Consider the following 10,562-nt stretch of genomic DNA (forward strand, 5'->3'; position numbering starts at 1 on the left):
AAATATCCCCGCCGGAGGCCCGCCAACCGCTGCGCGCCCTCTCATCGCGCCAGTTCCCGCCCCGACAGCGTGTCCGTCAGCGCCGACAGCGCCAGCGCCGCCGCGCCGCGCGCCCAGACCAGATCGCCGCGCGCGGCGATCTCGACCGTGGGTGCGCTGCGGGTGGTGTTCAGCGTCAGCGCGCGCATCTCCGCCAGCACCTCTTCGGCATAGAGGTAGTCATAGCGCATCCGCTCGCCGGACAGCACGATCAGCGAGGGGTCGAACAGGTTGGCGACATTGGCCAGCCCCAGCGCCAGATAGCGGCCCGCCCGCCGAAAGATCGAGCGCGCGGCCTCATTGCCGGCCTTGGCCTGATCGTAGAGGCTTTCCAGCAGTACCTGGTTGGGCTCGCCCTCGGATTTGTACCAGTCGAGCGCGGTCGAGGCCTCGCGCACCAGCGCGTAATCGGCGACATAGGCCTCCAGGCAGCCGCGATGCCCGCAGCGGCACAGCGCGCCGTCCATCTGCACCTTGGTGTGGCCCAGCTCCATCCCCAGCGAATGCGCGCCGCGGTACAGCCGGTGGTTGACCACCAGCCCCATGCCCACGCCGTGCTCTATGGTGACGACGGCGAAATCGGCCATCGCGCGGCCCGCACCGAACCACAGCTCCGACAGGGTCACCAGGTTGGCGTCATTGTCGATTTCCACCGGAATGCCGAAACGATCGCGCGCCATGTCGCGCAGCGGCAGGTTGCCTTCGGTCAGGATCGGCGACCAGGGCACGGTGCCGCTGTTGTGATCCACGATGCCAGGCAGGCCGAGGCCGATCGCCAGCACGGTGGGGCATTGCGGCGCGGCGCTTTCCATCAGCTGGCGATACAGGGTTTCGGCCTCATCCAGCAGGGTGCCGGGGTCGCGCCTGCGGTTGCGGCGCGACAGGCTGGCGTGGGCCACCGGTTCGCCCGCGAAATCGATCAGCACCGCGGAATGTACCTCGTCCGACAGCTTGATGCCCACCACGTAGCCTGCCTGAGGGCGCACCGCCAGCGCGACGGGCGGGCGGCCGCGGCTGCCTTCGCGGGGGGTGCCTTCGACCTCCTGCAGGAACCCCTGCGCGATCAGGTCCGAGGTCAGCGCCGTCACCGAGGCGGGGCTGACCCCCAGCGCCTTGGCCACATCCACCCGCGGGGCGTGGCCCGCCCCGCGCACGCATTCGAACACTTGCTGGCGCAGCGTCGTCGCGGCCGCGTCGGTGACGGGCCGGATCGGCCCGCAGCCCGGCGACGGGGACTGCGACGGGGAGTGCGACGCAGACTGCGACGGGGGCGGGGACGCGAGGGAGGGCAGGGGCTGCGGCGGGCGGATCAGGTTGTTCATTTTATTCGACCCCAAAACAAATAACCGGCGTTCACGCCGAGTAGAGCCGCCAAACCGGCGTCATGACAAGGTATTTGTTTGCATGGCGCCCAAAAATGTAAGTTTTGGCGAATATTAATTTTGACAGATGAATTAAATTGCGCAATGATTCCGCAGTCGGCCCTCCGGCCTGACCGATTCCGTCAGGGAATCATCCAATTGGGAGGATCCAATGCGCAAAGCATTCATGCTGGCTGCGGTCGCAACCGCCGCCTTTACCACATCCACATTCGCCGCCAGCCACAGCATGACCGTCGGGGTCAGCTGGTCGAATTTCCAGGAAGAGCGCTGGAAAACCGACGAGGCCGCGATCAAATCCGCGCTCGATTCGGCGGGCGCCACCTATGTTTCCGCCGATGCGCAGTCGTCCTCGGCCAAGCAGCTGTCCGACATCGAAAGCCTGATCGCCCAGGGTGTCGACGCGCTGATCATCCTGGCGCAGGACAGCCAGGCCATCGGTCCCGCCGTGCAGGCCGCCGCCGATGAGGGCATTCCGGTCGTGGGCTATGACCGTCTGATCGAGGACCCGCGCGCCTTCTACCTGACCTTCGACAACGTCGAGGTCGGCCGCATGCAGGCCGAGGCCGTGCTGAAAAAGGCGCCCAAGGGCAATTACGTGATGATCAAGGGCTCGCCCACCGACCCCAACGCGGATTTCCTGCGCGGCGGTCAGCAGGAAGTGCTGCAAAAGGCCATCGACGCCGGTGACATCAAGATCGTCGGCGAAGCCTACACCGACGCCTGGCTGCCCGCCAACGCACAGCGCAACATGGAACAGATCCTGACCGCGCAGGACAACAAGGTCGACGCGGTCGTCGCCTCCAACGACGGCACCGCCGGCGGTGCCGTGGCCGCGCTGACCGCGCAGGGCATGGAAGGTATCCCCGTGTCGGGTCAGGATGGCGATCACGCCGCGCTGAACCGGGTCGCCAAGGGCACCCAGACCGTCAGCGTTTGGAAGGACGCGCGCGAGCTGGGCAAGAACGCCGCCGAGATCGCGGTGGCCCTGGCCGGCGGCAAGAAGATGTCGGAAATCGACGGTGCCGAGCAGTGGACCTCGCCCGGCGGCACGCAGCTTTGGGCCAAGTTCCTGGCCCCGGTGCCGGTGACCGCCGAGAACCTGAGCGTCGTCACCGACGCGGGCTGGATCACCAAGGACGCGCTTTGCCAGGGCGTGACCAACGGCCCGGCGCCCTGTAACTGATCGCGGCAAGCTGTCGTCGCTCCCCGTCGACCTTGCCTGCTGCCCCGGTGCGATGCCGGGGCAGCGCCAACGCCCGCAGCCGCGTTGACACTACGGAACAGATCCAAACCCTGTCCCCCTTCAGCCCTACCCGAGGCCCGTTCCCATGACCGACACTTCCGCACAAACGCCATCCGGGCCGCCAGCCGTGCCGAACGCCGTTCCCAACGCGGACGGTGCGGGCACCTACGAAGGCGCGCCCGCCAAGCCCGAGGCCGCGCCGCGGCGCAGTTTCCTCGACACGCTGGAACTCGATACGCGCCTGCTGGGCATGATCGGGGCATTCATCCTGCTGGCGCTGGCGTTCCAGTTCATGACCGACGGGCGCTTCCTGACGCCGCGCAACATCTTCAACCTGACGATCCAGACCGTTTCCGTGGCGATCATGGCCACCGGCATGGTCTTCGTGATCGTCACCCGCCATATCGACCTGTCCGTCGGCTCGCTGCTCGCGACCGCCTCCGCCGTGATGGCGATGACGCAGACGCGCATCCTGCCCGACATGATGGGGCTGGAGCTGGGGCATTGGGCGATTCCCTATATCACCATCCTCGTCGGCCTGATCACCGGCACGGTGATCGGCGCCTTTCAGGGCTGGCTGATCGGCTATCTGGCGATCCCCGCCTTCATCGTCACGCTGGGCGGTCTGCTGGTCTGGCGCAACGTGGCCTGGTATCTGACCAGCGGCCAGACCATCGGCCCGCTCGATCCCACCTTCATGAAACTGGGCGGCATCAACGGCACGCTCGGCACGCAATGGAGCTGGATCTTCGGCGTGCTTGCCGTGCTTGCGGCGATCTGGGCGCTGTGGTCGGCGCGGCGCAACAAGCAGGCGCATGGCTTCCACGTCAAGCCGATGTGGGCCGAGCTGACGGTCTTCGCCGCGATCGGCGTGGCGATCCTGGGGTTCGTCGCGATCCTGAACGCCTATGAGGTGCCGATCCGCCGTCTCGAACGGCAGGCCGCGCGCGCGGGCGAAACCCTGCCGGAGGGCTTTTCCGCAGGCTACGGCATCCCGATTTCCGTGCTGCTGCTGATCGGCGTGGCGGTGGTGATGACCATCGTGGCGCGCCGCACGCGGCTGGGGCGCTATATCTTCGCCACCGGCGGCAATCCCGACGCGGCGGAGCTCTCGGGCATCAACACCCGCCTGCTGACGGTCAAGGTCTTTGCCATCATGGGCGCGCTCTGCGCCATCTCGGCGGTCGTGGCCTCGGCCCGTCTGGCGAACCATTCCAACGACATCGGCACGCTGGACGAGCTGCGCGTGATCGCCGCCGCCGTGATCGGGGGCACCGCGCTTTCGGGCGGGCTGGGCACGATCTATGGCGCCATCCTAGGCGCGCTGATCATGCAGTCGCTGCAATCGGGCATGGCAATGGTCGGCGTCGATGCGCCGTTCCAGAACATCGTCGTGGGCACGGTGCTGGTCGCGGCGGTGCTGATCGACATCATCTATCGCAAGAAGGCGGGGCTGAAATGACGGCTGCACAGACACCTCTGGTCGAGATGCGCGACATCTCCATCGCATTCGGCGGCGTCAAGGCGGTGGACCATGTGTCCATCGACCTGATGCCGGGCGAAGTGGTTGGCCTGCTCGGTCACAACGGCGCCGGCAAGTCGACGCTGATCAAGATCCTCTCGGGCGCCTATCGCGCCGATTCCGGCGAGATCGTGATCAACGGCGAAAAGGCCGTGATCAACAGCCCCCGGGACGCGCGCCGCTATAACATCGAGACGATCTATCAGACGCTGGCGCTGGCGGATAATCTGGATGCGGCCTCGAACCTCTTTCTGGGGCGCGAGCTGACGACCGGGCTGGGCTTTGTCGACGACGCCCGGATGGAGGCCGAAACCCGCAAGATCATGGCGCGGCTCAACCCCAACTTCAAGAAACTGAGCGAGCCGGTGAGCGCCCTGTCGGGCGGGCAGCGCCAGTCGGTCGCCATCGCCCGCGCGGTCTATTTCAACGCGCGCATCCTGATCATGGACGAACCCACCGCCGCGCTGGGCGTGCATGAGACGCAGATGGTGGCCGAGCTGATACAGGAGCTCAAGAAGCAGGGGCTGGGCATCTTCCTGATCAGCCATGACACGCATGAGATGATGCAGCTGTGCGACCGCGTCTCGGTGATGAAGAACGGCCAGCTCGTCGGCACCGAACGGGTGGAGGACGTGACCGAGGACGATATCCTGAGCATGATCATCCTGGGCAAGAAACCCGCGAAAGCGGCCTGATGTATCTGGGTCTGGATCTGGGCACCTCGGGGCTGAAGGGGGTGCTGATCGACGGGGACCAGCGCGCCCTGGCGCAGGCCGACGCGCCGCTGCGGGTGCAGCGGCCGCATCCCGGCTGGTCGGAACAGCTGCCCGCCGACTGGATCGCGGCGGCGTCGCAGGTTCTGGATGAAATCGCGGCCGCGCATCCGCTCGACGGGCTGCGCGGCATCGGTCTGTCGGGTCAGATGCACGGGGCCACGCTGTTGGACGCGCGCAACGATGTGCTCCGCCCGTGCATCCTGTGGAACGATACCCGCGCCCATGCCGAAGCCGAGCAGATGGATGCGGACGCGCGGTTTCGCGCGATCACCGGCAACATCGTCTTTCCCGGCTTCACCGCGCCCAAGCTGCGCTGGGTCCAGCGCCATGAACCCGAGGTCTTCGCGCGTACGGCCCGCGTGCTGCTGCCAAAGGATTACCTGCGGCTGTGGCTGACGGGCGAGGCGATCGGCGAGATGTCGGACGCCTCCGGCACCGCCTGGTTCGATTCGGCGGCGCGGGACTGGTCGGACGATCTGCTGGCCGCCTGCGATCTTGACCGCGCGCATATGCCGGATCTGGTCGAGGGCGACGCGCAGGGCGGCGCGCTGCGCGAGGATCTGGCGCGGCGCTGGTCGATCCCGCGCGGCATCCCCGTCGCGGGCGGCGGCGACAATGCGGCGGCGGGCGTGGGGCTGGGCGTGGTGCGGCCGGGTCAGGCCTTTGTGTCGCTGGGCACCTCGGGCGTGCTGTTCGCCGCGACCGACAGCTACGCGCCCGCGCCCGAGACCGCCGTGCACAGCTTTTGCCATGCGCTGGGCGGGCGCTGGCACCAGATGGGGGTGATCCTGTCGGCGACGGATGCGCTGGAATGGTACGCGCGTCTGGTGGGGGCCGATGCGGCCGATCTGACGGCGGATCTGGGTCCGGTGCAGGCGCCCGGCTCGGCGCTGTTCCTGCCCTATCTGGGGGGCGAACGGACGCCGCACAACGATGCGCGTGTCCGGGGCGCGCTGCTGGGGCTGGATCACGCCACCGATCAGGCCGGGGGCACCCGCGCGGTGATGCAGGGCGTGGCCTTCGCGCTGCGCGATTGCGCCGACGCGCTGGCGGCGACCGGCACGCGGATCGAGCGGCTGATCGCCACCGGCGGGGGCAGCCGGTCGGAGCACTGGTTGCAGATGATCGCCAACACGCTTGGCGTCGCGGTGGATCTGCCGCAGGCGGGCGAGCATGGCGCGGCTTTCGGCGCGGCGCGGCTGGCGATGATGGCGGCCGGGCAGGGGGCAGATATCGCCACGCCGCCCGCCATCGCGCGCAGCTTCGATCCCGACGCGGCGCTGCGCCCGGCCTTCGATGAGGCGCATCTGCGCTTTCGCGCGGCCTATCAGGCGCTTGCCCCGTTGGCGCAGGCGTCGTGAAACGGGCTAGGAATCGATCCAGATCGTGACCGGGCCGTCATTTGTCAGCGACACCGCCATATCCGCGCCGAACCGCCCGGTTTCCACCGCGATATCCAGATCGCGCAGCGCCTGCGCGAAGCTGAGGTAAAGCGCGCGGCCCGCATCGGGGGGCGCGGCGGCGGAAAAGCCGGGCCGGTTGCCGCGCGACGTATCGGCGGCCAGGGTGAACTGGCTGACCACCAGCGCCGCGCCGCCCGTATCCTTGAGCGAAAGGTTCATGCGCCCGTCCGCATCGGCAAAGATGCGCAGCCGGGCGATCTTTGCGGCCATGCGCGCCGCATTGGCATCCGTGTCACCCTGCATGGCGCAGATCAGGATCAACAGCCCCGCCTCGATCGACCCGATCACCGCGCCATCCACATTGACCGAGGCCGACGTCACCCGCTGCACAAGCGCACGCATTCAGCGGGTCCGCGCGTAGAAATAGCCCGCGATCGCCGCCAGGATCAGCCCCAGCAGCACCGCGAAGGCGATTTTGACCTTGGAATAGGGGCGTTCGCCCTGCACCGTGCCGGTTCGTCCGTTCACCACGAAACGATAGCTTTTGCCGCGATATTTATAGGCCGCCAGCCAGACCGGCAGCAGGATATGCTTGAAGGTGACGTCCGAAACCTTGGTGCTGACGCTGTCGATCTGCTGCCGGTCGCCGCCGATGTCAAAGCGGATGTCGCGGGCGATCACGGCTTCCATATGGGCGCCGGCCTGCTTGAACCCTTCGTCCAGCGCGACGGTATAGGCCTCGGCCCGGAACCCGGCGAGGAATTCGGGACGGTAGGGTTCCAGCGCGGGCAGATCCCAGGGCGCCAGCCCGTCAGTATAGCGCTTGGGCAGCGAGGTGCTGGCCAGCACCAGCACATCGTCGAAGAACCGCGCCACCCGCCCGCGCACCGGGGTCCAGGCGACGCGCTGCACCTGCACCTGCACCTGCACCGGCTTGCCGTCGCGCATCTGGGTGCGGGTTTCGAAATAGACGGTGCCGCGCTGGCCGGTATAGCTGCTTTGGGTGTCCGCGTCGAAGGTCCAGTAGGGCACATATATGCCCGACATGCGCCGCCCCTTGGCGGCATATTGCTGCAAGCCGTTGGGCGCGAACCACAGGCTGCCCAGCCAATCGGACATCGCCTCGCGGGCGGTTTCCTCGGTCAGCGCAAAGGGCAGCAGGCCCCGCGGCTTGATCTGCCGGTGGGTGCCGGTGTCCAGCACCATCGGCGTGGCGCAGAAGGGGCATTCGGTGGCATGTTCGTCGGGCGCGAATTCCACCTGCGCGCCGCAGTTCGGGCAGGATTGCAGCCGGGTTTCCTGAAACTCCGCCGGGTCGATGCGGGAGGTCACGCTGTCGAAGGGGATCTCTGCCAGTTGGCGCTGCGCATGCCGGTCCTGGGTGATCTGCCGCTGGTTGCCGCAATAGTCGCACAGCAACAGCCCCTCGGCGGGGGAAAAACGCATGTCCGACCCGCAGCGCTCGCAGGGAAAGCGGTGCTCGGCCGGTTCCGTCTGCGGGGCGGCGTCGGTCGCGCCAGCCGCGCCCGGTGGCGGTGGTGGTGGCGATGGCGGCGGCGGCGGCGGGGCAGCGGATTGTTCCGTGCGCTTGCGCGCGCGGCCCCAGGGCGATTTGAAACGGCCGCCCTTCGTGTCCTGCCCGTCGGCGTGGGAGGGCGGCGGCCCGTCGCCGGGCGGAGCGGGAGGAGGGGGCGGAGGCGTCGGCATGGGCGTATCCGGTCAGACGGCTGCGAAGGATGAGGCGAGCGCGCTCAGGCGCGGATCGGCGTCCCGGCTCACGCGCCGGGGGGCGGCGGAGGCAGCACGGTGAAAAGCTGTGCCAGTTCCTGCACATCGTCGGCTTTCTTCCAGCCGTCCTGGCCTTGGGTCCAGACATAGGTGTCGCGTGACAGGCTGCCGTCGCCCACCATGCGGCCCAGGTTCGCGCGCGAGAAGGGGCCGCGCGTCTTGCCGTTTTCCGCCAGATGCCACATCTTTTCGACCGGCGGTGGAGGCGGCGGCGGCGCGGCTGCGGCCTGCGGCTGTTGCGGGGCGGCGTTTTGCTGGTCCGGCCGGGGGCCCCAGGGGCCTTGCTGGGCCATCGCCATGCCCATCCCCATGCCGATGCCCGCCCCCATTCCCGCGCCCGCCCCACCGGGGTTGCGCGCGGCGGCGGTCATCGCCTCGGCGGCGGAATATTGGGTGAACCGGCCCAGATCGCCCGCCAGCCCCATCGAGGTGCGCTTGTCCAGCGCCTGTTCGACGGCGGGGGGCAGGCTGATGTTTTCCAGGTAAAGCTCGGGCATGGACAGGCCGTAGCCTTCCAGCGTGGGGGCGATTTCGTTGGCGACAAGGCGGCCCAGATCGGCGGTGTTCGCGGCCATGTCCAGCACCGGAATGCCCGATGCGGCGATGGCGCGGGAAAACTCCTGCACGATGATATTGCGGATCTGGAAACTGATCTCGTCCATGGTGAATTCGCCGTCGGTGCCGACGATTTCGGTCAGGAACCGCGCGGGATCGGTGACGCGCACCGAATAGGTGCCGAAGGCGCGGATGCGCGTCGGCCCGAATTCGGGATCGCGCAGCATGATCGGGTTCTTGGTGCCCCATTTCAGATCGTTGAACCGCGTGGTCGAGACGAAATAGATCTCCGACTTGAAGGGCGAGCGGAAGCCGTGATCCCAATGCTGAAGCGTCGTCATGATCGGCATGTTGTTCGTTTCGAGCATGTAGAGCCCGGGCGTGAACACATCCGCCAGCTGACCTTCGTGCACGAAGACGGCCGCCTGACCCTCGCGCACCGTCAGCTTCGCGCCGTATTTGATCTCATGGCCCTCGCGCTGGAACCGCCAGACCATCGTGTCGCGGGTATCGTCGGTCCAGTGGATGACATCGATGAACTGGCCGCTCAGAAAATCGAAAATACCCATTTGCGTGTCTCCGTCTTGCAGATCGGGGTCCAGGTCGTCAGCTTTCGCCGCCCATCAGCTCCGCCGCGATCTGGGCGACGATGGGCCGGGCGAGCTCGGGGGTCATGCCGGGCTTGAGCCGACGGTCGTAAAGGATTTTCAGGATCATCTCATCCTGCGGGGTCAACAGCGCGAATTCCTCGTCGTCGTTGAAGATCGAAGGCCGCGCGGTCGGGCTGTCGTTGGCGGCGCCCAGGCCCTGCGCCAGTTCCTCGTGCAGGCACGACAGGCGCAGCAGATCGGGGTGTTCGGCGCGGATGACCGCGATGGCCGCCGAATAGGTGTCGCCCTCGGAAAAGGCGTAGACGGAACAGAAGGTATAGCGCGGCAGGTCGGTGATTTCATTGACCGTGGCATTGCCGATGCCGGGCACCAGCTGGCCGACCTTGGGCCCGGCCTCTGCCAGCTCGTCGGTGTTCATCACCAGGATGAAGTAGTTCCCCGTGCCTTCGGTCAGGCGAATGTCGGCGCCGGTCAGCCGCGCCAGCCGCGCGGCATAGTTGCGCACGTTGTCGGTGTCGCGCTTGCGCTGCGCGGCGTCCACCGAGGGGCCGAAGATGATCTTCATGCGGATCGGCCCTTCCCAGCGGCGCAGGCGGCTCGGCGTCTGCTCGGCGACGAAACGGCCGTTGCGCACGGTATATTCGTCGTAAAGCGCCACGCGCTCGAAATTCTCGATCAGATTGCGGGTGGTGAAGGGCGCATCCTTGGACCCGGTGTCGGTCCGCAGCAGACCCTGGCTGCGCTGGCGCGCCTGGGCGCGCACGTAATAGCGGTGGTATTCCGCCGCGCGGCTCGACACGGGCTTGGGTTTGGGCTTCACCACCGCCGGTTTCGGCCTGACCTGCGGGCGCTGCGACGTGTCGGGCACCGTCACCGGCTTGGGCGGCGTGGTCTGGCAGGCGGCCACGGTGAGTGCGAGCAGCAGCGGGGAAATCAGGCGGGTAAGCATCATGTCACGACCGTTCGGGCACGCTGGACCCGGCGTTGTAGCCGGTGGAATCGCCACGGGATTTGGCAGAGGCAAGCGTGTTCTTCAACTCCTCTTCCATTGTGCGCAGCTCGGTTTCCGCCTCGGCGCGGCGGGCCTTGCCCTCATCCGCGATGCGCAGCGAATCCTCGATCGTGGCGATCAGTTCCGCGTTGGCGGTCTTGACGGCGTCGATGTCGAAGACGCCGCGTTCCATCTCCTCGCGCACGGTGGCGTTGGCCTGGCGCAGGTTGCGGGCGTTGGCGGTCAGCAGCT

The 10,562-nt window shown here is 67.5% G+C and carries 10 protein-coding genes; 4 read left to right on the top strand and 6 right to left on the bottom strand.

Features of this window, described 5'->3' with window-relative positions; all coding sequences use genetic code 11:
* Nucleotides 1-41 precede the first annotated feature (41 nt).
* Nucleotides 42-1,361 (bottom strand): ROK family protein, encoded by a 1,320-nt coding sequence (locus ACU0BR_RS10350; protein ID WP_446156758.1) that lies wholly within the window; start codon nucleotides 1,359-1,361, stop codon nucleotides 42-44.
* Nucleotides 1,362-1,572: 211 nt separating this feature from the next.
* Between ACU0BR_RS10350 and xylF the strand changes: the two genes are divergently transcribed.
* The 4 genes from xylF (at nucleotide 1,573) to xylB (ending at nucleotide 6,323) form a co-directional block, all read left to right on the top strand.
* Nucleotides 1,573-2,604, top strand: coding sequence for a D-xylose ABC transporter substrate-binding protein (gene xylF, locus ACU0BR_RS10355; RefSeq protein ID WP_446156759.1), 1,032 nt, complete (start codon nucleotides 1,573-1,575; stop codon nucleotides 2,602-2,604).
* A gap of 145 nt (nucleotides 2,605-2,749) precedes the next feature.
* Nucleotides 2,750-4,126 (top strand): sugar ABC transporter permease, encoded by a 1,377-nt coding sequence (locus tag ACU0BR_RS10360; RefSeq protein ID WP_446156760.1) that lies wholly within the window; start codon nucleotides 2,750-2,752, stop codon nucleotides 4,124-4,126.
* On the top strand, nucleotides 4,123-4,881 hold the full coding sequence (locus tag ACU0BR_RS10365) for an ATP-binding cassette domain-containing protein (RefSeq protein WP_446156761.1): 759 nt from the start codon (nucleotides 4,123-4,125) through the stop codon (nucleotides 4,879-4,881). The genes ACU0BR_RS10360 and ACU0BR_RS10365 overlap by 4 nt, the downstream gene beginning before the upstream one ends.
* Nucleotides 4,881-6,323 carry a xylulokinase gene (gene xylB, locus ACU0BR_RS10370; RefSeq protein ID WP_446156762.1) on the top strand — a complete coding sequence of 481 codons (1,443 nt, stop codon included), beginning with the start codon at nucleotides 4,881-4,883 and terminating at the stop codon, nucleotides 6,321-6,323. Before ACU0BR_RS10365 ends, xylB begins: the two co-directional genes overlap by 1 nt.
* A gap of 6 nt (nucleotides 6,324-6,329) precedes the next feature.
* Here xylB and dtd read toward each other — a convergent pair whose 3' ends face one another.
* From dtd to ACU0BR_RS10395, 5 genes are all read right to left on the bottom strand, one after another.
* Complete coding sequence (dtd, locus tag ACU0BR_RS10375) at nucleotides 6,330-6,767, bottom strand: D-aminoacyl-tRNA deacylase (RefSeq protein ID WP_446156763.1); 438 nt, start codon at nucleotides 6,765-6,767, stop codon at nucleotides 6,330-6,332.
* Complete coding sequence (locus ACU0BR_RS10380; protein ID WP_446156764.1) at nucleotides 6,768-7,811, bottom strand: primosomal protein N' (replication factor Y) - superfamily II helicase; 1,044 nt, start codon at nucleotides 7,809-7,811, stop codon at nucleotides 6,768-6,770.
* 329 nt (nucleotides 7,812-8,140) lie between these two features.
* Nucleotides 8,141-9,277: an SPFH domain-containing protein gene (locus tag ACU0BR_RS10385; RefSeq protein WP_446156765.1), complete on the bottom strand. Its 1,137-nt coding sequence runs from the start codon at nucleotides 9,275-9,277 to the stop codon at nucleotides 8,141-8,143.
* A gap of 37 nt (nucleotides 9,278-9,314) precedes the next feature.
* Complete coding sequence (locus ACU0BR_RS10390) at nucleotides 9,315-10,271, bottom strand: DUF2927 domain-containing protein (RefSeq protein WP_446156766.1); 957 nt, start codon at nucleotides 10,269-10,271, stop codon at nucleotides 9,315-9,317.
* Nucleotide 10,272: 1 nt separating this feature from the next.
* On the bottom strand, nucleotides 10,273-10,562 hold a 290-nt coding region (locus tag ACU0BR_RS10395), incomplete at its 5' end, for a toxic anion resistance protein (protein WP_446156767.1).

It is taken from the genome of Brevirhabdus sp. (assembly GCF_052826345.1).

Coding starts and splice junctions, on each gene's coding strand:
- ACU0BR_RS10360 (WP_446156760.1), top strand. CDS start 2,750: ATGACCGACACTTCCGCACAAACGCCATCCGGGCCGCCAGCCGTGCCG.
- ACU0BR_RS10385 (WP_446156765.1), bottom strand. CDS start 9,277: ATGGGTATTTTCGATTTTCTGAGCGGCCAGTTCATCGATGTCATCCAC.
- ACU0BR_RS10350 (WP_446156758.1), bottom strand. CDS start 1,361: ATGAACAACCTGATCCGCCCGCCGCAGCCCCTGCCCTCCCTCGCGTCC.
- dtd (WP_446156763.1), bottom strand. CDS start 6,767: ATGCGTGCGCTTGTGCAGCGGGTGACGTCGGCCTCGGTCAATGTGGAT.
- xylF (WP_446156759.1), top strand. CDS start 1,573: ATGCGCAAAGCATTCATGCTGGCTGCGGTCGCAACCGCCGCCTTTACC.
- ACU0BR_RS10380 (WP_446156764.1), bottom strand. CDS start 7,811: ATGCGTTTTTCCCCCGCCGAGGGGCTGTTGCTGTGCGACTATTGCGGC.
- ACU0BR_RS10365 (WP_446156761.1), top strand. CDS start 4,123: ATGACGGCTGCACAGACACCTCTGGTCGAGATGCGCGACATCTCCATC.
- ACU0BR_RS10390 (WP_446156766.1), bottom strand. CDS start 10,271: ATGATGCTTACCCGCCTGATTTCCCCGCTGCTGCTCGCACTCACCGTG.
- xylB (WP_446156762.1), top strand. CDS start 4,881: ATGTATCTGGGTCTGGATCTGGGCACCTCGGGGCTGAAGGGGGTGCTG.